Source organism: Sphingomonas sp. TDK1 (assembly GCF_001650735.1).
Taxonomy (GTDB): Bacteria; Pseudomonadota; Alphaproteobacteria; order Sphingomonadales; family Sphingomonadaceae; genus Sphingomonas.
In genome coordinates this window covers 25,206-46,487 of sequence record NZ_LXVY01000029.1, presented here as the reverse complement: position 1 = coordinate 46,487, position 21,282 = coordinate 25,206, and the positions used below count along the sequence as shown (strand labels likewise).

At 66.4% G+C, this 21,282-nt stretch carries 25 protein-coding genes and 1 tRNA gene; 16 read left to right on the top strand and 10 right to left on the bottom strand.

The features are described from left to right. The first annotated feature begins 50 nt into the window (after positions 1-50). From A7X12_RS15885 to A7X12_RS15870, 4 genes are all read left to right on the top strand, one after another. Positions 51-662: a DUF4136 domain-containing protein gene (locus A7X12_RS15885; RefSeq protein WP_332308551.1), complete on the top strand. Its 612-nt coding sequence runs from the start codon at positions 51-53 to the stop codon at positions 660-662. Next, on the top strand, positions 659-1,777 hold the full coding sequence (locus A7X12_RS15880; protein WP_064312514.1) for a M14 family metallopeptidase: 1,119 nt from the start codon (positions 659-661) through the stop codon (positions 1,775-1,777). The genes A7X12_RS15885 and A7X12_RS15880 overlap by 4 nt, the downstream gene beginning before the upstream one ends. After that, entirely contained in the window at positions 1,774-2,232 is a 459-nt protein-coding gene (locus A7X12_RS15875; protein WP_084445567.1) for a GNAT family N-acetyltransferase, read from the top strand. The genes A7X12_RS15880 and A7X12_RS15875 overlap by 4 nt, the downstream gene beginning before the upstream one ends. A 515-nt stretch (positions 2,233-2,747) precedes the next feature. Continuing rightward, the gene (locus A7X12_RS15870) at positions 2,748-3,155 is read left to right on the top strand and encodes a hypothetical protein (RefSeq protein WP_064312513.1); all 408 of its coding nucleotides are present in this window, start codon (positions 2,748-2,750) and stop codon (positions 3,153-3,155) included. Positions 3,156-3,305: 150 nt separating this feature from the next. Here A7X12_RS15870 and A7X12_RS15865 read toward each other — a convergent pair whose 3' ends face one another. The 10 genes from A7X12_RS15865 to A7X12_RS15820 all read right to left on the bottom strand — a co-directional run bounded on the left by A7X12_RS15865 (position 3,306) and on the right by A7X12_RS15820 (position 11,028). Then, positions 3,306-3,866 carry a hypothetical protein gene (locus tag A7X12_RS15865; protein WP_232318541.1) on the bottom strand — a complete coding sequence of 187 codons (561 nt, stop codon included), beginning with the start codon at positions 3,864-3,866 and terminating at the stop codon, positions 3,306-3,308. Positions 3,867-4,065: 199 nt separating this feature from the next. Next, positions 4,066-4,476 (bottom strand): GFA family protein, encoded by a 411-nt coding sequence (locus A7X12_RS15860; RefSeq protein ID WP_064312511.1) that lies wholly within the window; start codon positions 4,474-4,476, stop codon positions 4,066-4,068. Next, on the bottom strand, positions 4,470-5,255 hold the full coding sequence (locus A7X12_RS15855; RefSeq protein WP_064312510.1) for a PhzF family phenazine biosynthesis protein: 786 nt from the start codon (positions 5,253-5,255) through the stop codon (positions 4,470-4,472). The genes A7X12_RS15860 and A7X12_RS15855 overlap by 7 nt, the downstream gene beginning before the upstream one ends. 50 nt (positions 5,256-5,305) lie before the next feature. After that, positions 5,306-5,524: a hypothetical protein gene (locus A7X12_RS15850; RefSeq protein ID WP_064312509.1), complete on the bottom strand. Its 219-nt coding sequence runs from the start codon at positions 5,522-5,524 to the stop codon at positions 5,306-5,308. A 96-nt stretch (positions 5,525-5,620) separates the two neighbouring features. Beyond that, positions 5,621-6,238, bottom strand: a complete 618-nt coding sequence (locus A7X12_RS15845; RefSeq protein WP_064312508.1) for a response regulator transcription factor — start codon at positions 6,236-6,238, stop codon at positions 5,621-5,623. Further along, entirely contained in the window at positions 6,235-8,001 is a 1,767-nt protein-coding gene (locus A7X12_RS15840; protein WP_064312507.1) for a PAS domain-containing sensor histidine kinase, read from the bottom strand. Before A7X12_RS15840 ends, A7X12_RS15845 begins: the two co-directional genes overlap by 4 nt. Beyond that, the gene (locus A7X12_RS15835; protein WP_064312506.1) at positions 7,998-8,378 is read right to left on the bottom strand and encodes a response regulator; all 381 of its coding nucleotides are present in this window, start codon (positions 8,376-8,378) and stop codon (positions 7,998-8,000) included. Before A7X12_RS15835 ends, A7X12_RS15840 begins: the two co-directional genes overlap by 4 nt. Before the next feature lie 155 nt (positions 8,379-8,533). Further along, entirely contained in the window at positions 8,534-9,178 is a 645-nt protein-coding gene (locus A7X12_RS15830) for a sulfite oxidase-like oxidoreductase (protein ID WP_064312505.1), read from the bottom strand. Positions 9,179-9,193: 15 nt separating this feature from the next. Continuing rightward, positions 9,194-10,570, bottom strand: a complete 1,377-nt coding sequence (locus A7X12_RS15825; protein WP_064312504.1) for an FAD-containing oxidoreductase — start codon at positions 10,568-10,570, stop codon at positions 9,194-9,196. After that, a complete protein-coding gene (locus A7X12_RS15820; RefSeq protein ID WP_064312503.1) occupies positions 10,567-11,028 on the bottom strand; it encodes a DUF4126 family protein in 462 nt (153 codons plus the stop codon). The genes A7X12_RS15825 and A7X12_RS15820 overlap by 4 nt, the downstream gene beginning before the upstream one ends. Positions 11,029-11,192: 164 nt before the next feature. Here A7X12_RS15820 and A7X12_RS15815 point away from each other — a divergent pair, with 164 nt between their 5' ends. The 12 genes from A7X12_RS15815 (at position 11,193) to A7X12_RS15760 (ending at position 21,045) form a co-directional block, all read left to right on the top strand. Further along, entirely contained in the window at positions 11,193-12,305 is a 1,113-nt protein-coding gene (locus A7X12_RS15815; RefSeq protein WP_064312502.1) for an S-(hydroxymethyl)glutathione dehydrogenase/class III alcohol dehydrogenase, read from the top strand. 12 nt (positions 12,306-12,317) lie between these two features. Further along, positions 12,318-12,704 carry a VOC family protein gene (locus A7X12_RS15810; RefSeq protein WP_064312501.1) on the top strand — a complete coding sequence of 129 codons (387 nt, stop codon included), beginning with the start codon at positions 12,318-12,320 and terminating at the stop codon, positions 12,702-12,704. Beyond that, on the top strand, positions 12,704-13,540 hold the full coding sequence (gene fghA / locus A7X12_RS15805; protein ID WP_064312500.1) for an S-formylglutathione hydrolase: 837 nt from the start codon (positions 12,704-12,706) through the stop codon (positions 13,538-13,540). Before A7X12_RS15810 ends, fghA begins: the two co-directional genes overlap by 1 nt. Before the next feature lie 62 nt (positions 13,541-13,602). Continuing rightward, positions 13,603-14,523, top strand: a complete 921-nt coding sequence (locus A7X12_RS15800; protein ID WP_064312499.1) for a TraB/GumN family protein — start codon at positions 13,603-13,605, stop codon at positions 14,521-14,523. 67 nt (positions 14,524-14,590) lie between these two features. Beyond that, a complete protein-coding gene (locus A7X12_RS15795; RefSeq protein WP_084445565.1) occupies positions 14,591-15,076 on the top strand; it encodes a DUF1440 domain-containing protein in 486 nt (161 codons plus the stop codon). 188 nt (positions 15,077-15,264) lie between these two features. Beyond that, positions 15,265-17,454: a sodium-translocating pyrophosphatase gene (locus A7X12_RS15790; RefSeq protein WP_064312498.1), complete on the top strand. Its 2,190-nt coding sequence runs from the start codon at positions 15,265-15,267 to the stop codon at positions 17,452-17,454. A 177-nt stretch (positions 17,455-17,631) separates the two neighbouring features. Then, a complete protein-coding gene (infA, locus tag A7X12_RS15785; RefSeq protein WP_003049127.1) occupies positions 17,632-17,850 on the top strand; it encodes a translation initiation factor IF-1 in 219 nt (72 codons plus the stop codon). Between the two features lie 13 nt (positions 17,851-17,863). Continuing rightward, complete coding sequence (locus tag A7X12_RS15780) at positions 17,864-18,433, top strand: Maf family protein (RefSeq protein ID WP_064312497.1); 570 nt, start codon at positions 17,864-17,866, stop codon at positions 18,431-18,433. After that, positions 18,426-19,376, top strand: coding sequence for a hypothetical protein (locus A7X12_RS15775; RefSeq protein WP_064312496.1), 951 nt, complete (start codon positions 18,426-18,428; stop codon positions 19,374-19,376). The genes A7X12_RS15780 and A7X12_RS15775 overlap by 8 nt, the downstream gene beginning before the upstream one ends. 5 nt (positions 19,377-19,381) lie before the next feature. Then, positions 19,382-19,564: a DNA gyrase inhibitor YacG gene (locus A7X12_RS15770; protein WP_064312577.1), complete on the top strand. Its 183-nt coding sequence runs from the start codon at positions 19,382-19,384 to the stop codon at positions 19,562-19,564. 31 nt (positions 19,565-19,595) lie between these two features. Further along, a tRNA-Phe gene (locus tag A7X12_RS15765) sits at positions 19,596-19,671 on the top strand. A gap of 162 nt (positions 19,672-19,833) precedes the next feature. After that, positions 19,834-21,045 carry a tyrosine-type recombinase/integrase gene (locus A7X12_RS15760; protein ID WP_064312495.1) on the top strand — a complete coding sequence of 404 codons (1,212 nt, stop codon included), beginning with the start codon at positions 19,834-19,836 and terminating at the stop codon, positions 21,043-21,045. Positions 21,046-21,282: the final 237 nt, after the last annotated feature.

The following is a 21,282-nucleotide window of genomic DNA, read 5'->3' as shown; positions in this document are numbered from 1 at the left end:
GGCGTTGAGGCGATACACCCGTTGCGCCCACGAAACAGGAGTGCGTGTTCGTGAATCAGTATCTGCGTCTTGCCCTGCTCGCTACCCTCCCCGCGCTGGCGGCGGGATGTACCTCCACCGGCGCCCGTCCGCCGATCGACGTCACGCGCTATCATCTGAACGAGCCGTTCGAGCGTACCACCGTCAGCGTCGTGCCGATGTCCGGCGCGATGGACGTCACGCCGGAGTTCCGCGCCTATGCGGATGCGGTGCAGGCGGAGCTCAGCAAGCAGGGCTATGTCCCCGCCACCAGCGATCGCCCGGCGGGCTATATCGCCTCGGTGTCCTTCACCCGCAGTTCGCGCGGCGTGGTGCGCGAGCAGTCACCGGTGTCGATCGGCCTGGGCGGCGGCAGCTTTGGCGGCGGCCGGGGCGGCGGTGTCGGCCTGGGCGGCGGCATTTCCTTCGGGCTCGGCAAGCGCAAGCAGAACGAAATCCTTGTTTCCCAGCTCTGGGTGCAGCTGCGGCGCCGCGCCGGCGAGAACGTGATCTGGGAAGGCCGCGCCGAGACGACCGGCATCGGCATCAAGGACAACCAGCCCGCCGCCACCGCCCAGCGCCTCGCCACTGCGCTGTTCAAGGACTTCCCCGGCGAGTCCGGGATCACTACGACGGTCAAATGAGCATTCAGATCAACGCCGCGTTCGACAGCGGCAACATCCGCGTGGTCGCCATCGAAGGCGACCGGGTCGACTGCGAGATCGTCCTCGATCACCAGTCGGACTTCTTCCAGTGGTTCCACTTCCGCGTCGCCGGCGCGAAGGGGCGGACGCTGACCTTCCGCATCCTCAATGCGGGCAGTTCGGCCTATCCCTTCGGCTGGCCCGGCTACAAGGCGCGCTGGTCGGCCGACCGCGAATCGTGGCGGATGGCGGAGACCGACTATGCCGGCGGCATCCTCAGCTTCACCCACCATTTCCAGACGGACCTCACCTGGTTCGCCTATTTCGCGCCCTATTCGATGGAGCGGCACCATGATCTCGTCAGCCGCATCGCGCTGCGGGACGGGGTGACGCACCGCGAACTGGGCACGACGCTGGACGGCCAGCCGATCGACTGCCTGACCATGGGCGAGGGTCCGAAGCAGGTCTGGCTCTATGCCCGCCAGCATCCGGGCGAGAGCATGGCCGAATGGTGGATGGAAGGCGCGCTGGAGTTCCTCACCGACGGGGACAATGCGGTAGCGCAGGCGCTCCGCAGCAAGGCGACCTTCCACTGCGTGCCCAACATGAACCCGGACGGATCGCGCCGCGGCCATCTGCGCACCAACGCGGCGGGGGTGAACCTCAACCGCGAATGGCACACCCCCACGCCGGAGCGCAGCCCGGAAGTGCTGGCGGTGCGCAACGCGATGGACGCCACCGGCGTGGACTTCGCCATGGACGTCCATGGCGACGAGGCGATCCCGGCCAATTTCCTCGCCGGGTTCGAGGGCATCCCGAGCTGGACCGACGAACTCGGCGAGAAATTCTACGAATTCGGCCGCCGGCTCGCCGCGCACACGCCGGATTTCCAGACCGAGCTGGGCTATGACAAATCGCCCCCGGGCAAGGCCAATCTGGCGATGTCGACCAACCAGCTCGCCGAGCGCTTCGGCGCGGTGTCGATGACGCTGGAAATGCCGTTCAAGGACCATGACGCGAACGCCGACCCCGAGTTCGGCTGGTCGCCGATCCGCAGCAAGCTGCTCGCCCATGCCTGCCTGGAGACGCTGGCGGGGATGATCGACACGCTGTGATCACGATCCGGGAAGGCGGGCTGGACGATATGCGGGTGCAGGATCTCCTGCGCCTGCACGCCTCGGGCATGCTCGCCAGCTCACCGGCGGAGAGTTGCCACTTTCTCGACCTGTCGGGCCTCCAGGCGGCGGACGTCCGCTTCTGGAGCGCCTGGGAGGGCGAGGACCTGCTCGGCATGGGCGCGCTCAAGCAGCTCGATGCCGTACAGGGCGAAGTGAAGTCGATGCGCACCGTGCCGGCACATCTCGGCAAAGGCGTGGGTGCGGCGATGCTGGAGCATATCCTGGCCACCGCCCGGGCGCGCGGGCTGTCGCGGCTCAGCCTGGAGACGGGCACCGCGCCGGCCTTCGACCCGGCGATCCGGCTCTATACCCGCTACGGCTTCCTTCCCTGCCCACCCTTCGGCGACTACCGCGAGGACCCGCACAGCCGGTTTCTGACGCTGGCGCTGTAGGCCGAAAGCGCCGCCCACCGCGCGGGCAGCGCGTGCCGAGGTGGCGTGGGGGAAGACCCGCCACCCCGACGTAGCAGCGGCGGACCGACGTTAAGGAAGGGAGGCCGTTCGCGCGTTTCGACAGGCCATGCGATCGATCGTCGACGGCATGCAACGTTAGGCGGGTGAAGCTTCGGCGCGCACCTCCCGCCGATACGCAGGTGCAGGCAACTTCGCGCGCAGACCTTTTCGAACAGGATCAAAGAGCGGGCGCCTGCAGGTGGCGGGAACTCAACATGTAAGGAACGTTGCGCCGCTCGCAACACCGCGGCTGCGGTAGCGGGCCCCAGCCGTGATCTTCGTCAATTATTGGTGGAAAGCGGACCGGCAGCTACCGGGAACTCAAGGCTTGATAGCTGCCGTTTACCGTTGAGCAGGCAAAACCTGCGAAAAGCGCATCTCGAGCTTCCCTTCCCTTATTCGGTTGATTGCAGATGGAGTTGGTTCCGCAGCCTTTGCGAGACATATCGCCAAGAATGGCTGATTTAGTCGAAAACGCCCAGTGGCATCTCCTTACATCGTCAGGAATTGGAGCTTATGTCACAGAGGCTCAGATTGAAAAGGAAGGCGTTCGGCTTCGCTTTAGCAGCATTAAGGGCGAGGTAGAATATATCTTATCGCCCTCAGAGGCGAAATATCCTGATATTGATGAAGAATTTTGGTCCGCACATCTGGTAGACGTTTTGCAGTTTATTAGGAAATATCCTTCCGATCATCATGATAGATTTACCTTTGTCTCGCTGCACCTCAAAGAAATAAAGAATTACCTGATATATCAGGCGAGGAAGAGGTTGCCGCGGGTTTATAGGACAATGATCGCTTGCCTGGTGTTTGGGCTTGTCTGGATCTTTGCGAAGCACCTCCTCGTATCCATTGCACATTGAATTGGAAACGACCGGCACGAGCACTGAATAGATGACGGCTTTCAGGCAATTCTCGGCCGCTGCTGAACGACTGCTCTTGGGCGGGAGCCGCCAAGGCGGAATTTTGATTTCGGGTGGAAAGTCGACATGCGAAAAGGACCGGTGGGCGATCTATGGCAACGCCTTCTCCCAGTCCTCGCGCTGTTTGTCCTGCTCTTCTAGCGGGGGAACGCCGCTCGCTTTGCGGACCGCGTCCGGAAGCAGATCCCGTCGATAGGGTTCCTGGGTCCATTTTTGCTTGGGCGGATGCCTGAATTGGGTGCCGTAAATTTGCGGCTGGCCGATGTTTTGCAAATAGCGGTCCAGCGTCGCCGCGGCGATCCAAGTCGCTTCGCTCTTCCCGCGAGCGACCGCAACGATTGCCAGTGCATGGGCCTTAAGAAAGTCCGCAGGATCATCACCATGCTGAAAAACATAGGCGGCGTGATAGAAGTCATCACCGCTGTCCAGCGCCCCCTTCTCGATCAAAAACTGGGTGCGCGCCCTTCTTTCCTTGTCCGCACGATCCAGAGCTTCCCAGTCAATTTTGGCAGGGTTGTCGCGGGCAGCTTGGTCGGCGGTGAAGATGGCGGTCATTTCGGCGTTTGTGGTACGATGCAGATTCTGTCCGGTACCGCTGGCCTTGGCGGGGATCATGCAAATTAGCGCCATCGCTACCAAGTAGACGTTCACCTGCTTCCTCCTTGACGGTGAACGACATGCCGTTTCGGCGACAGCTTGGGAAGAATCTTTCCTCAATATCAAGCTGTGCGAATGCTACCTGAACCGCGCCGTGCTCTCGTAGCCGTCGAGAAAAGCAGCGTGGCCCCAACTGGGAAGAGAACGCCCCTCCCCCAGCATCCCAACAAGAAAGAGACGCCACCGCCCTTCCCTATGCCGGAGACGCAGCCACGCGCGGGCCCGGCCATTCGGGACGGGGCCACTCCCCCACCAATGTCATGCCCACTCCTTCGGTCGCCCGTACCGGCAGCGCCGAGGCATCGAAGTCGTCCAGGCAGAAGACGTTGACGCCATAGTAATCCGGCGCCGCGCGCTTGCGGTGGAACACATAGATGCCGCAGCGCGTGCAGAAATGATGCTTCGCCCGCATCGTGTTCCATTGGTAGGTGGCGAGCAGGTCCTCGCCCGCTTCGATCCGCAGCGCCGCCTCCGGCACTTTCACCATCACGGCATTGCGCTTCACGCACAGCGAGCAGTCGCAGGTCGTCCTTTCTTCCGGATCATGGGCGATGGTGAAGCGCACGCCCCCGCAGTGGCAGGAACCGGCATGCACCGTCACCATCGCGCCACGCCTTCCAGATAGAACAGGCACGCGCCCTCCAGGTCCACGCGATCCCCCCGCAGCCGGCACCACATTTCGCCGCCGCGCGGGGACGCCTGGAACGCATGCAACGCGGTCTTGCCCAGGCGCTCCGCCCAGAAGGGCGTCAGCGCACAATGGGCGCCCCCGGTCACGGGATCTTCCGGGATGCCCCTGGCGGGCGCGAAATAGCGACTGACGCAGTCATAGTCCCCGTCCCCGGCCGCCGTCACGATCACGCCGGCTGCCGGCAAGCGCGCGATCGCGGCAATGTCCGGATCCAGGCGCCGCACCTCGTCCGCCGAAGCGAGGCGAGCGACGAAGTTGAAGCCGTCCCATTCGACTTCCTCGGGTGTCGCGCCCAGCGCATCCGCCAGCCCCTCGGGCGCTGCGCCCGGAGCACAGCGGCGCACCGGAAAGTCCATGACATAGCCGATATCGGAGCGGCGCACCGTCAGGGGGCCGCTGGCCGAGTGGAACACCACCTGCGTGCGCCACGGCGTCAGTCGCTCCAGCACGACGGCGGCGCTCGCAAGCGTGGCATGGCCGCAGAGCGGCACCTCGACCGCGGGCGTAAACCAGCGGATCCGGAAATCCTCGCCTTGCGGCACGAGGAAGGCGGTTTCAGCCAGGTTGTTCTCCGCCGCCAGCGCCTGGCAGAGCGCCGTCGCTGGATCGCTGTCGAACAGCATCACAGCGGCCGGGTTGCCTGCGAAACGCGCCGCGGTGAAGGAGGCGAGCTGAAAAAGACGTGCTTCCATGTGCGGATGCTAGCTGCTCGGCACGCGCCCGGCCAGCACCCACATGATCCTCACGCGAACAGCGATAGCGCTCCGCTCTCCAGCGCTTCGGGAATCGGCAATCGCTCGCCAGCGTCGCGCTGGTGGGTCGTCGGATCGGGTACCAGGTTCCACGGCGTCACCACCGCGTCGCACCATGCCGTGAACAGACCGGACGACCAAGCCCGTATGCTCTCTTCCGCCTCCGGCAGCATGCCCATGGCGAGCTTCGGTTCGCATCGCGTCGTCATCGCTCCCGCTCCCTGTTCGCTAGGTCGATCCCGCACTCCCCCGAGTCCCACTCACCATACCATGCAAACTCCGGGAATGCACGGTACTGCAATCGTTTAGCTTGCGCCCAGACCCGCTGCGAAGGCGATTCGCAGCGCTTCGGAAAGGCTCTTCGCGCCCAGCTTGGCCATCACATTCGCACGATGGACCTCCACCGTCCGCGCGGAGATGCCGAGGTCATAGGCGATCGTCTTGTTCGGAAAGCCCTGCGCCAGTCCTTCCAGCACTTCGCGCTCGCGCACGGTCAGCGCCCCCAGCAGCGTTTCGGCATCAGCCGCACGCGCCTTCACGTCCTCGGCCGCCTCGAGCCGGTCGAAGCCGCGGTTGATCGCGTCGATCAGCGCCTCGCTCTCCATCGGCTTTTCGAGAAAGTCGATTGCGCCGGCCTTCATCGCCCGCACGGCGAGCGACACGTCGCCATGGCCGGTCAGCACGATCACCGGCAGCGCGATGCCACGCGCATGCAGTTCCTGCTGCACTTCCAGCCCGTCCATCTCCGGCATGCGGATATCGAGCAGGATGCAGCCGGGATCGACATGCCGCGCCTCCTTGAGGAACGCCACGCCCGAAGGCCAGGTCTGCACCGCGAATCCCGAGGTCTTGAGCATGAAGCTCGCCGAACGGCGGACGCCATCCTCGTCGTCGACGATATGGACGAGGCGCTTGTCGGTCACGGAAGGGTTCCTTCTACTTGGACGAGGGTAAAGTGGAAGCAGCTGCCGCCGCCCTCGCGCGGCTCCAGCCAGATGCGGCCGCCATTGGCCTCCACGATCGTGCGGCAGATCGAAAGGCCCAGCCCCATGCCGTCGGCCTTGGTGCTGTGGAAGGCGCGGAACAGGTCCTCGACCACCTCGGGCGCGACGCCGGGGCCGGTATCGGCCACCGTCACCCGGACAAATCCGGCCGATTCGGCGCGGCTGGAAACGGTCAGCCGCCGCTCGGGCGAGGCCGCCATCGCCTCGATCGCGTTGCGCATCAGGTTGATCAGCACCTGCTGGATCTGGATCCGATCGACCAGCACGGGCCCGGCGGCGGGATCGAACAGGAATTCCGCCACCACGCCCTTCTCGCGCGCGCCGATCAGCGCGAGCTTGCACGCCTCGTCCACCAGATCCGCGATGTTCTCGACGCTCTTCTCCACCTCGCCGCGGGCGACGAACTCGCGCAAGCGCCGCACGATCGTGCCCGCGCGCAGCGCCTCCTGCGCGGTATCGGCCAGCGCCTCGCGGATCATCGGCAGATCCTCCGGATCGCCGGCGCCGACAAGGTTGGACACGCCGCGCACATAGTTCACCACCGCGGTGATCGGCTGGTTGAGCTCGTGCGCCAGGGTGGAGGCCATGGTGCCCATCGCGCTCACCCGCGCGGCATGGACCAGGCCCGAGCGCAACTCCTCGATGCGCTGCTCGGCACGCTGCTTGTCGCTCAGATCACGGATGAAGCCGGTGAAGACGCGCTCGCCCTCGGTGATCGCCTCGCCCACGGAAAGCTCGATCGGAAACGTCGTGCCGTCGCGGCGGCGGCCGGTGACGGTGCGGCCGGTGCCGATGATCCGCTTCTCGCCGGTGTCCAGATAGCGGCGGATATAGCCGTCGTGCCGCCCACCCTCGCCCGCCGGCATCAACAGGCGGATATTGGCGCCGACCACCTCGTCCTCGGCATAGCCGAACATCCGCTCGGCGGCGGCGCTGAACGAGACGATGTTGCCGCGCTCGTCGATGATCACCATCGCGTCGATCACGGTCGCCAGGATCGAGCGGAGATGGTTGGCGGCGGCGGTTGCCTGGCGTTCGCTGGCACGCTGCTCGGTGATGTCGCGGATCACCTTGCCGAAGCCGCGCAACCGGCCATCGGGTCCGCGCAGCGGCGTGATCAGCACCTGCGCCAGGAACTCGCTGCCGTCCTTGCGCAGCCGCCAATCCTCCTCCTCGACCTTGCCGTCACGCAGCGCGGCCTCGAGATCGGCCTGGGGCTTGCCGGCAGCGACGGCGGAGGACGGGTAGAACAGCGCCATGTCGCGTCCCAGCACATCGTCCTCGCTCCAGCCCTTCAGCCGGCGCGCGCCTTCGTTCCAGAAGGAAATGCGGCCCTTGGGATCGACGGTATAGATCGCATAGCCGACCGCCCCGTCGATCAGCAGGTTCAGCTCGGCGGCGAGTTCGTCGGCGCGGTCCGCGCGGTGGCGCGCATCGGCCTCTTCGGCGCGCAGACGGCGGCGCAGCGCCCGGCTGTACGATGCCAGCAACAGAATCGCCGCCGCCCAGGCCAGCAGGACGCCCACCAGCACATAGCGTTCGCCGCGCGACACGAGCGGCGCCAGCGCCAGGCCGGAGACGAGCAGCAGCAGCGTCGCCAGCGCTTCGGGAATGCGCAACCGCAACCGATCGCCGAGCGTCGGACGCGCGGGCGCCTCGAACTGCGGCAGCGGGAAGTTCATCGCGCCAGCGCGCCGAGAAGCTCAAGTCTGCCGACCGGCTTCTTCACCACGCTGGCGAACCCCGCGGCGCGGGCTTCCTCATCGAGTTCGGCATGGCTCCGCCCGATCAGGATCGCGCGCCCCCGCCACCCCCGCATCGCCAGCTGCCGCAGCAGATGGATCGCATCGCCATCGGAGAGCTCGCGGGAAATCAGCAGGGTGCGGATCTGGTCCAGCGCCGTTTCCGCCAGCGCCGCACCGGCGGAGGCGAAGGCGCGGACGTCCATGCCGCAGCCTTGCAGCAGCAACTGCACGGCACGGCGCGAATCGTCCTGCGAATCGACCAGCAGCACGCGCTCACGCAGGGCCCGGCTCGGTATGGGGACGCCCTCCTTCATACGCGCAGCACGGGCGGCATGAGGACAGGGACGAGGCAGACGCTGAAACGCATGGGCCCAGGATAGGAAGCCTCGAACGCCGGCGTCATGCGGATTGGTACGTATTGGCAGCATGCTCGACGCCAGGTTTCGCGTTGCCGCCCGCGCCCCCCGATTCAGTGCGAATAGCGCTCTTCGGCCCATGGGTCGCCGCGCAGATGGTAGCCGTTCACTTCCCAGAACCCCGGCCGATCGCGGCCGATCACCTCGATGCGGGAAATCCATTTCGCGCTCTTCCAGAAATACAGATGCGGCACCACGAGCCGCGCCGGGCCGCCATGATCGCGGTGGAGCGGCTTGCCCTCCCAGCGATGCGCGATCAGCGCGTCGGGCGCGGCGAAATCGGCGAGCAGCAGGTTGGTGGTATAGCCGTCATAGCCGTGCAGCATCACCGCCTCGGCCTCCGCGCGCGGCTCCACCATCTCCAGCAGCCGCGCCGTCGCCACGCCGGCCCAGCGATTGTCGTAGCGCGACCAGCTGGTGACGCAGTGGATGTCGCTCATCCGCTCATCCGTGGCGAGCGCCTCGAAACCCGGCCAGTCGAGCGTCAGCGGCCGGTCGACCATGCCGTCGATCGTCAGCCGCCAGCGTTCGGGCCGCACCTCGGGCTGGCGGCCGAGGTCGAGTACCGGCCAGTTGGTCACCAGATGCTGCCCGGGCGGCAACCGGTCCGCCTCGGGCCGGGCGGTGCGTCCGGTGAGGAACTTGCCCTGCTCCGCCCAGGCACGCTTGGATCGGGTGAGCTTGCTGTCCTCGTCCATGGGCCTCTTTCCGCGTCAGGCCGGCTTCAGCTCGCCGGCGATCGTAGGCAATAGCTCGGATATGGTCGGATGGATATGCACTGCGTGCGCCAAGTCCTTGGCGGTGCCCTGCTTCACCATCAGATCCAGCACCCCGTGGATCGCCTCGTCGCCGCTCGTGCCCAGGATCGCGCCGCCCAGCAAACGCCCGCTGTCCTTGTCCACGACCACCTTCATGAAGCCGAGCGATTCGTCCTTTTCCACCGCGCGGCCGACCCGCGTCATCGGTCGCCGGCCGACCAGGATGTGGTGGCCCGCCTTCTTCGCCTCCGCCTCGCCCATGCCGACGCGGCCGAGCGGCGGATCGGTATAGAGGGCATAGGCCGGGATACGGTCGGTCACCTTGCGGTCCGCGCCGTCGAGCAGATTGTCGGCGACGATCTCGAAATCGTTATAGGCCGTGTGCGTGAAGGCGCCGCGACCATTGCAATCGCCCATCGCCCAGATGCCCGGCGCGGTGGTGCGCAGATGCTCGTCGACGCGGATATAGCCGCGCGCATCCGTCTCCACGCCCGCAGCCGCAAGCCCCAGATCGTCGGTGTTGGGTCGCCGCCCGACGGCGAGCAGCACATGACTGCCCAGCACTTCGGGACTGCCGTCCTGGCAATCGACGCCGACCAGCACGTCCGGACCCGCCGATGCGAAACGGATGCATTCCGCGCCCGTGCGCACGGCGATCCCCTCCGCCTCGAGAATGTCGCGCACGGTGTCGGAAATCTCGGGATCCTCGCGGCCGATCAGCTTCGGGCCCTTCTCGACGATCGTCACCTCGGCGCCGAAGCGGCGGAACATCTGGCCGAACTCCAGCCCGATATAGCTACCCCCCACCACGACCAGGTGCCGCGGCACCGCGTCCAGCTTGAACATGCTGCTGTTGGTGAGGAACGGCACGTCCTGCACGCCGGGCATGTCCGGCACCATCGCGCGGCCGCCGACATTGAGGAAGATCCGGTCCGCCTCCAGCACCTCGTCCGCCACGCGCACGCGGTGCGGCGATTCGAAGCGGGCATGCCCGAAGAACAGGGTGCAGTTCGCCATGCCATCGATCCACCGGCGCAGCGAGGCGCGGGAATCGACGGTGATCTTCTCTGCGCGGGCCCGCACCTTGGCGAAGTCGATGCCCACCTCGCCGGGGATGGTCACGCCGAAATCGGCGGCGCGACGGGCCATGTGTGCGGCATAGGCGCTGGCGACCCAGGTCTTGGTGGGCTTGCAGCCGGTATTGACGCAGGTGCCGCCGAGCAGATGCCGCTCGACCAGCGCCACCGACATGCCGGCCTCGCTCAGCCGCCCGGCGAGCGGCGTCCCCGCCTGGCCGGCGCCCAGAATGATCGCATCGAACCGGCGGCTCATAGCGAGGCGACCGCAAAGGCACCGATGCCGATCGCCGCGAGATCCTCGATCAGCGCGGCAGGCAGGTCGGTACCGAAGGCGCGGCACAGGCCCATTCGCGCCGCATAGCCGCCCAGCGTGCCGATCACCGCACCGATCAGTGCCGCGAGGATGCAATAGGGCAACGCGCTCGCCGCCAGCCCGATCGCCGCGCCGCACAGCGCGCCGGAAACCAGCCGGGCGATAAACCCCGGCGGCGACTTGCGGCTGGGCGTGGTCGGCTGCTTGTCCGCGACATATTCGCCGATCGCGAGCAGCGTGAAGATCCAGGGCGTGCCCCACCAGCCCAGCCAGCCGAGCCAGGTGCCTTCCAGCGGCAACCAGCCGGCATAGGCGGCCCAGGCGGTGACCATCGGCGCGGTCATGGTGCGCATGCCGGCGACGATGCCGATCAACAGCGCGAGGACGAGGGGCGGCATCAACGGGTCTCCCATAAGCGTTGCGACCCCAGCGCCTTTCGGCCCGGACGCGCAACTGGACTTGGGTATGGTCCCGCCGCCAACGAAACGAACCGCAACGGGTTGCAAGCCGCCACCGATTGAAGGATCAGGCGGGCCGACCAAGCCCTACAGGAGAACCGGCCATGAAGACTCGCGCCGCCGTCGCCTTCGAAGCCAAGAAGCCGCTGGAGATCGTCGAACTCGATCTGGAGGGACCGAAGCCCGGCGAAGTGCTGGTCGAGATCATGGCGACCGGCATCTGCCATACCGATGCCTACACGCTCGACGGGTTCGACAGCGAAGGCATCTTCCCCTCGGTACTCGGCCATGAAGGCGCCGGCATCGTCCGCGAGGTGGGCGCCGGCGTGACCAGCGTGAAGCCCGGCGATCACGTCATCCCGCTCTACACGCCGGAATGCCGCCAGTGTAAGTCGTGCCTCAGCGGCAAGACCAACCTGTGCACCGCGATCCGCGCCACCCAGGGCAAGGGGCTGATGCCCGACGGCACGACCCGGTTCAGCTACAAGGGCCAGCCGATCTTCCATTATATGGGCTGCTCGACCTTTTCGAACTTCACCGTGCTGCCCGAGATCGCAGTGGCGAAGATCCGCGAGGACGCGCCGTTCCAGACCAGCTGCTATATCGGCTGCGGCGTCACCACCGGCGTCGGTGCGGTGGTCAACACCGCCAAGGTGCAGGTGGGCGAGAATGTCGTCGTGTTCGGCCTGGGCGGCATCGGCCTCAACGTCATCCAGGGCGCGAAGCTGGCCGGTGCCGGCCGCATCATCGGCGTCGACATCAACCCGGAGCGCGAGGCCTGGGGCCGGCAGTTCGGCATGACCCACTTCCTCAACTCCAAGGGCCTTTCGCGCGAGGAGACGATCGCCAAGCTGCTGGAACTGACCGACGGCGGCGCCGACTATAGCTTCGACGCGACCGGCAACACCGAGGTGATGCGCACCGCGCTCGAAGCCTGCCATCGCGGCTGGGGCACATCGATCATCATCGGCGTGGCCGAGGCGGGCAAGGAGATTTCGACGCGGCCCTTTCAGCTGGTGACCGGGCGCAACTGGCGCGGCACCGCGTTCGGCGGCGCCAAGGGCCGGACCGACGTGCCGAAGATCGTCGACTGGTACATGGAAGGCAAGATCGCGATCGATCCGATGATCACCCATGTCCTGTCGCTCGAAGAAATCAACAAGGGCTTCGACCTGATGCACGCCGGCGAGAGCATCCGCAGCGTCGTCGTGTACTGAGGAGACGGGACCATGTTCACCCATGTGATGCTCGGCGCCGATGATATCGACGCCGCAAAGGCCTTTTACGACGCGACGCTGACCGTGCTCGGCGTGCCCGCCGGCGTGGTGGATGAGCGCGGGCGCGTGCATTATGCCTATGAAGGCGGCCGCCTGATGATCACCCGTCCGATCAACGGCCAGCCGGCCAGCTGCGCCAATGGCAGCACCATCGGCTTCCATGCGAAGAGCCCCGAAATGGTCGATGCCTGGCAGGCAACGGGCCTGGCGCATGGCGGTACCGCGATCGAGGATCCCCCCGGCATCCGCGAGGCGACCGGCGGCCGCAAGCTCTACCTCGCCTATCTGCGCGATCCGGCGGGCAACAAGCTCTGCGCCGTGCACCCGGTCCGCAGCTGATGGAGACGCTGTCGGCGCACAAGGCGCATGGCGGTATGCAGGGCGTGTATCGCCACGCCTCCACCGCGACGGGCACGCCCATGACCTTCTCGGTCTATGTGCCGCCGCATGCCGAGGATGCGAAGCTGCCGGTGCTCTGGTACCTCTCCGGCCTCACCTGCACCCATGCCAATGTCACCGAAAAGGGCGCGTATCGCCGCGCCTGCGCCGAGGCCGGGGTGATCTTCGTCGCGCCGGATACGTCCCCGCGCGGCGAAGGCGTGATCGATGTGCCGGAATATGACTTCGGCCAGGGCGCCGGCTTTTACGTCGATGCCACCCAGACGCCTTGGGCTGAGCATTTCCACATGCGCAGCTATATCGAGGACGAGTTGCCCACGCTGCTCGCAACCGAGTTCCACATGGCCGACCTGACGCGACAGGGCATTACCGGCCATTCGATGGGCGGCCACGGCGCGCTCACCATCGCCTTACGCAATCCCGAGCGTTTCCGCAGCGTCTCCGCCTTCGCGCCGATCGTCGCGCCTTCCCAGGTCGCCTGGGGGCAGAAGGCGCTTGGCGGCTATCTGGGCGACAACCCTGCGGCCTGGCGCACCCATGACGCGGTCGCGCTGATTGAAGACGGCGCGCGCCTGCCCGATCTCCTGGTCGACCAGGGCGATGCCGACAGCTTCCTTGACGACCAGCTGCGCCCGCAGCTGCTCGCCGATGCCTGCGCCGCCGCCGGCATCCCGCTGACGCTGCGGCTCCAGCCGGGCTATGACCACAGCTATTATTTCGTTTCCACCTTCCTCGCCGAGCATGTCGCGTGGCATGCGGCGCGACTGAAAGCGTGATATAGGAATACCACACCTGCGCGGCGCGGGGCCGCGCGGGTCCATTCGGGGGAGTTTCCGGCGTGAAGTTGAAGTCGCTGTTCGCCGTTGCTGCCGCGCCACTGGCGCTGCTGTTCAGCCCGCCGGCCTGGTGCCAGGCCGCCCCGGCCACCGCACCCGCCGTGCAGAGCCGCCCCGCGGATCCGGCGCTGTGGGTAGTGAAGGACGCGGACACCACCATCTATCTTTTCGGCACTGTCCATGTGCTCAAGCCCGGCCTCAGCTGGTTCGATTCGGCGGTCAAGGCCGCATTCGACAAGAGCGACACGCTGGTGCTGGAACTGATCGAGCCGGATCCTGCCGCGATGCAGGGGCTGCTGGTCAAGACGGCGATGGCCCCGGCCGGATCCAAACCCATTGCCGAGCAACTTCCCGCCGACAAGCGCGATGCGTATCTGAAGGCAATGGCGGACATCGGCGTCCCCCCTGCCGCCTTCGACATGCTCCAGCCGTGGGTCGCGGGAATCACGCTCAGCGTCGCAGGGCTTCCGAAGCTCGGCTATGATCCGGCCAGCGGCGCGGAAAAGGTGCTGACCGCTGCCGCCAAGGCCTCGGGCAAGCCGATCGTGGGCCTGGAAACTGCCGAGCAGCAGCTCGGTTATTTCTCGGGCATGTCGCCGGCGCTGCAGCTCGCCTTCCTGGGCTCGGCAGTGGAGGATTATCCGAAGCTCGGTACTGAACTCGGCAAGATGATCGACCAATGGTCCGCAGGCGATCCCGAGGCACTGGGCGCCACGATGAACGAAGGCATGCGGGACACGCCCGAGCTGGCGAAGATTCTGCTGACCGATCGCAATGCGCGCTGGGCGAAATGGATCGAGGCACGGCTCCAAATGCCGGGAACGGTGTTCTTGGCGGTAGGTGCTGGCCATCTTGCCGGTACCGAGAGTGTCCAGGCGTTCCTTGCCAGGGATCAGGTGCAGGCGGAGCGCGTCCGCTACTGACCCAACCGGCGGGGCGCATCCTTTCTCCGATACGGCGCCCCGCCGCATCCCTTTTGGAGCAATTCGAATGGCATCGAATCCCCGCCCCCTGATTGGCCTTCTCGCAGGCGTTACCGCCGGCCTGGTCGCATCGGCTGCGATGGCCGCCTTCCAGAACCAGGCGAGCAAGCTGATCCCGAAGGAAGACCAGAGCAACGGCGATCCCGCGACGGTGAAGGCAGCGGACATGGTGGTCGAGGCGACAACCGGTGACAAGGTGCCGGAGCCGTATCGCGAAGCCTCTGGCCAGGCCGTGCATTATATCGTCGGCGGCGTGCTCGGCGGCATTTATGGCCTGATCACCGAATACCGGCCCGAAGCGGCATCGGGCTTCGGCGGCGCCTATGGCGTGGTCACGTCCGCGCTGCTTGACGAGGGCGCGGTGCCGGCGCTGGGGCTCGGCAGCGGGCCGGCCGAAACGCCGGCCTCGATTCATGCCTATGGCGCGGCCTCGCACCTCGTCTACGGCATGGTGCTGGAGGGCGTGCGACGGATCATCGCGGGCGCCCGGTAGGCTCCGCGCTTCCCATCCCCCGCCCCGCCTGCTGGCGGCGGCAGGGTGGTAGCCATCGCGCCGGGTGGGTCCCCCTGCCCAATCGCCTTGCGCTAACCCCTTATTGCTATACCCTCCCGCCTTGCGGACGAGACTGGACAGACCCGGCGAGCGCCGCAACCCGCAATAGCAGGGGAGGATGTCACTCTATGACGATCGTCTATTTCGCCATCGTCTGCGGCCTGATCGCCGTGGCCTATGGCTTTATCACCAGCCAGCAGGTGCTGCGTGCGCCGGCCGGCAACGCCAAGATGCAGGATATCGCCGCCGCCATCCAGGAAGGCGCCAAGGCCTATCTGACGCGGCAATATACCGCCATCGCCGTGGTCGGCGTCGTGGTCGGACTCGTGCTGTTCCTTACGCTGGGCTTGATCCCCACCCTCGGCTTCCTGATCGGCGCGATCCTGTCCGGCGTGGCCGGCTTCGTCGGCATGAACATCTCGGTGCGCGCCAATGTGCGCACGGCCGAGGCGGCGCGCGGCAGCCTGCAGGGCGGGCTCACCCTCGCCTTCCGCTCCGGCGCGATCACCGGCATGCTGGTGGCAGGCCTGGGGCTGCTCTCGATCGCCGTGCTGTTCTGGTATCTGGTGGAGGTGGCGCACCGTGCGCCGGGCGATCGCATCGTCGTGCTCACCCTTTCCACGCTCGCCTTCGGCGCCTCGCTGATCTCGATCTTCGCGCGGCTGGGCGGCGGCATCTTCACCAAGGCCGCGGACGTCGGCGCCGATCTGGTCGGCAAGGTGGAAGCCGGCATTCCCGAGGACGATCCCCGCAACCCCGCCGTGATCGCCGACAATGTCGGCGACAATGTCGGCGACTGCGCCGGCATGGCCGCCGATCTGTTCGAGACCTATGTGGTGACGCTCGGCCTCACCATGGTGACGATCGCGCTGTTGATGCGCGGCGTCGATACGGCGCTGCTCACCCGGCTGATGGCGCTGCCGCTGCTGGTCGGCGGCGTGTGCATCATCACCTCGATCCTCGGCACCTATATGGTCCGCCTGGGCGCCAACCAGTCGATCATGGGCGCGCTCTACAAGGGCTTCTGGACCACGGTGATCCTGTCGGTCCCGGCGATCTACGGCGCCACCCATTATGTGCTGGGTGGCCGGATGCAGGACTCGATTTCGTCGCTCGGCGAGCCCTCCGCACTGCTTGACGGCAGTGCGCTCTCGGCCGACGCCGTTGCCGCCGCGGCGGCGATGCCGAACGTCACCGGCATGGGCCTGTTCTGGTGCATGATGATCGGCCTGGTCGTCACCGGCCTGCTGGTGTGGATCACCGAATATTACACCGGCACCAACTTCCGCCCGGTCAAGTCGATCGCCAAGGCCTCGGTCACCGGCCACGGCACCAACGTCATCCAGGGCCTCGCGATCAGCCTCGAATCGACCGCGCTGCCGACGCTGGTGATCGTTATCGCGGTGATCGCCACCTATCAGATCGCCGGCATCCTCGGCGTGGCCTTCGCGGCGACCTCGCTGCTCGCGCTGGCCGGCATGGTGGTCGCGCTCGACGCCTACGGCCCGGTGACCGACAATGCCGGCGGCATCGCCGAAATGGCAGGGCTCGAAGACGAGGTCCGCCACAAGACCGACGCGCTCGACGCGGTAGGCAACACCACCAAGGCGGTGACCAAGGGTTATGCGATCGGCTCGGCGGCGCTGGCGGCACTGGTGCTGTTCGGCGCCTACACCACCGATCTCGACCATTATCACGACGCACTGGGGCTGACCGCGCCGGTCAATTTCTCGCTCTCCAACCCGTACATCATCGTGGGGCTGCTGCTCGGCGCGCTGCTCCCCTATCTGTTCGGCGCGTTCGGCATGACCGCGGTCGGCCGTGCGGCAGGATCGGTGGTGGAGGATGTCCGCGCGCAGTTCCGCGACAATCCTGGCATCATGGCGGGCACCAGCCGGCCCAATTATGCCCGCACCGTCGACATCGTCACCAAGGCGGCGATCCGCGAGATGATCGTCCCCTCGCTGCTGCCGGTGCTGAGCCCGATCCTCGTCTATTTCCTGATCGCCGCGGTGGCGGGCAAGGAACAGGGCTTCGCCACGGTGGGCGCAATGCTGCTCGGCGTGATCGTCTCCGGGCTGTTCGTCGCCATCTCGATGACCAGCGGCGGCGGCGCCTGGGACAATGCGAAGAAATATATCGAGGACGGCAATTACGGCGGCAAGGGCAGCGACGCCCACAAGGCCGCGGTCACCGGCGACACGGTGGGCGATCCGTACAAGGACACGGCGGGCCCGGCGGTGAACCCGATGATCAAGATCACCAACATCGTCGCGCTGCTGCTGCTCGCCGCGCTCGCTGGCGGCGGCGCGCACTGACCTGAAATCCCCCTCCCGCTTGCGGGAGGGGAGATTTGTGCCTCCCTTGCCTTCCCCCTCCCAATGCCCCACATCCCGAAGGAAGACGCGCGCCCGTGCCGCGCCACCTTCCCTTTTTCCTTCCAGCGCTGTAAGGGCGACGCACTTTTACGCGCGCTAATCCCTGAGAGGCATTTTTTGGCCAAAGAAGAACTGCTTGAAATGCGTGGACAGGTTGTGGAGCTTCTCCCCAACGCCATGTTCCGCGTCCGGCTTGAGAACGATCATGAAATTCTCGGCCACACCGCCGGCAAGATGCGCAAGAATCGCATCCGCGTGCTGGTCGGCGACGAGGTGCTCGTCGAGCTGACCCCGTACGACCTGACCAAGGGCCGCATCACCTACCGCTTCAAGTAAGCGGGTGCCGCCCATGCGGCTCGTGCTCGCTTCCACTTCGCCGCGACGGCTCGATCTGCTCACCCGGATCGGCGCCGCGCCCGATCGCGTTGCCGCGCCCGATGTGGACGAGGATGTCCGCCCCGGCGAGTTGCCGCGACCCTATGTGCTGCGCGTCGCCACCGCCAAGGCGCATGCGGTGACGCGTGCCGCGGACGAGATCGTCCTTGCCGGCGACACCACCATCGCAGTCGGCCGCCGCATCCTCGGCAAGCCTGAGGACGAGGCCGATCTGCGCCGCATGCTGGCGCTGCTTTCCGGCCGCCGCCACCACTGCCTCTCCGCGCTCTGCGTGATCGGCCCGGACGGCAAGGCCCGCACCCGCGTCTCCGACACCGTGGTCGCCTTCAAGCGCCTCAGCGACGCCGATATCGACTGGTATGTCGCCAGCGGCGAAGGCATGGGCAAGGCGGGCGGCTATGCCATCCAGGGCAAGGCCGAGGCGTTCGTGCGCTTCCTCTCCGGCAGCCATTCGGGCGTGGTCGGCCTGCCGGTGTTCGAGGCCCGCGCGCTGCTGGCCGGCGCCGGCTATCCCCTTGGCTGAGTGGCTGTACGAGGCGGGGATCGGCGAGAACCGCGCCGCCCTCGTCGCGCGCGGGGTCATCTGGAAGGCGCGAATCGAGCTTTCGGGCACCCGCCCCCAGGTCGGTGCGATCTGCACGGCACGGCTCACCGACAAATCCACCGGCAAGGTGACGCTCGACCAGGGCGGCGAGGCGCTGTGCGATCCCCTCCCCAAGGGCATCACCCAGGGCGCGCCGCTGAAGGTGAAGATCGTCCGCGAGGCGATCCCCGAGCCCGGCCGCGCCAAGCTCCCCAAGGCCGTCCCCGCGCCCGCCGAGGCCCCCGTGGGCGACGGCCCGGACCTGCTCGCCCGCATTACCGCCAGCGACCATCCGGTCCGCCTGCTGCGCCCGCACGAGGCGGACGCGCTGGAAGAGGCGGGCTGGTCCGAACTGCTCGACGAGGCCTATAGCGGCGAGATCGCCTTTCCCGGCGGCGCGCTGCGCATGTCCCCCACCCCCGCCATGACCTTGTTCGACGTCGACGGCAGCGGCCCGCTCGAACCCCTCGCGATCGCCGCCGCGCATGCCGTCGCCCGCGCGATCGAGCGGTTCGGCATCGGCGGCTCGATCGGCATCGATTTCCCGACACTGAGCAGCAAGGGCGCCCGCAATGCCGTGGCCGAGGCGATCGACGCCGCGCTGCCCCAGCCCTTCGAGCGTACCGCGGTGAACGGCTTCGGATTCCTCCAGATCGTCCGCCGCCGCACTCGCCCCTCGCTGCCCGAGCTGCTCCACGCCGATCCGGTGGGCGCGGCGACGCGCGCCGAGCTGCGCCGGCTGGAACGCCTTCCCCCGCCGGTGCCGGCCACCCACATGGTAGACAGCCGAATCGCCCGCCGCCTGGCGCGCGAGCCCGACTGGACCGAGACCCTCGCCCGTCGCATGGGCGGCGCGGTCCAGTTCGTGACCCCCAAGGAGTGACCCGCATGCCCCGCGACGCCTGCCCGATCTGCGGCAAGCCCAGCACCGCCGAGTTCAAGCCCTTCTGCAGCCGCGGCTGCAAGGATCGCGACCTGCTGCAATGGCTGGGCGAGGGCTATCGCGTCCCTGGCGAGCCGGCACAAACAAATGTGCAATCGGGGCTGGACAGCCACGAATTCCCCGACTAACAGGCGCGCTCCCCGGCGGCTCCGCCGGTGTGCCCGGGTAGCTCAGTTGGTAGAGCATGCGACTGAAAATCGCAGTGTCGGCGGTTCGACTCCGTCCCCGGGCACCATCCACCTTCCCGCACAGATCCAAGAACGTCCAAAAATCCGCAGTTTTGCGTGGTTTTTGACGGTATCTGATCCACCCAAATCCGGATCGATCCATTGGAACCCGCGGCACCTGACGGTATATTTGACGGTATCAGCACTGCGCCAGCGGAGGAGATACCGTCATGCTCACCGATGCAGCCGTCCGTCGAATCAAACCGCGCGACAAAGCGTTCAAGACTCAGGACATGCACGGCATGTACCTCCTCGTGCAGCCTAGCGGTGGTCGGTACTGGCGGTGGGACTATCGACATGACGGCAAACGCGGCACCGTCGCCCTGGGCGTCTACCCGGACGTATCCCTCAAGGAGGCGCGTGAGCGCCGGGAGAATGCTCGGAAGCTGCTCGAGAAGGGCATCAATCCCTCCTCCTACGGCAAGCTGACTCGCGGCGTCGGCAGCATTTCGGCCGGAGATACGTTCACCACCGTCGCCGACGAATGGCTGAAGAAGATCGAGGCGGAGGGGCGAGCGGCGAAGACCCTTGAGAAGCTGCGGTGGCTGATCGGTTTCGCCAACCCGCTGATCGGCACTCGGCCGATCGGCGACATCAGCGCGCCCGAACTGCTCACCGTATTGAGGACCGTGGAGGTTCGGGGCCGCTATGAGACGGCACGACGTCTCCGCAGCACCTGTAGCAGCGTCATTCGCTACGCGATCGCCACCGGACGGGCGCAGAGAGATGTGACCGCCGATCTTCAGGGCGCCCTGATCACGCCCAAGGTCAAGCATCATGCCGCAATCATCGAGCCCGACAAGGTCGGCGCGCTCTTGCGCGCCATAGACGGGTACGAGGGCCAGCCATCGGTTGCCTTGGCGCTTAGGATCGCCCCACACGTTTTTGTGCGTCCGGGCGAACTACGCGCTGCAGAGTGGACGGAGTTCGACCTTTCAGCAAAGGTCTGGACCATCCCCGGCGAAAAAATGAAGATGGGCCGCCCGCATCGGGTCCCCCTTTCCAAACAGGTGCTTTCGCTTCTGGCGGAGCTTCGAGGGATGAGCGGCAGGTCGAAACTTCTGTTCCCGAGCGTCCGGTCAGACGCTCGCCCCATCTCCGACAACACCATCAATGCCGCCCTACGCCGGCTGGGGTACGACAAGACGCAGATGACGGGCCACGGCTTCCGCGCGCTGGCCAGCAGCCTCCTCAATGAGAGCAGGAAGTGGCACCCGGATGCGATCGAGCGGCAGCTCGCGCACGTGGAGAACAATGACGTCCGCCGCGCATATCTCCGCGGCGAGCATTGGGACGAGCGGGTTCGGATGATGCAATACTGGTCAGATTATCTCGACCGCTTGAAAGCCAACGGCAACGCCAGAAGGTCGAAACCCGCCTAGCCTTTGGCGGAGGTGAGACGGCTACATTGCTCCGAAGGCAGAGGCCACAGGTTCGAATCCTGTCGGGTGCGCCATTTTTCAATGGCTTAGCTGGATCAGCAGCAAACTTGTCAAATATACGTCAAATATACCTCTCCGGACTCCTGCGGTTGCGGGCGCACGCCTCGGTCCGAATCCGAGCGGTTGCCGCTTTGAACGCACCCAGGACCGTCAGGAAGAGTGGATGAGAGGCGGAGG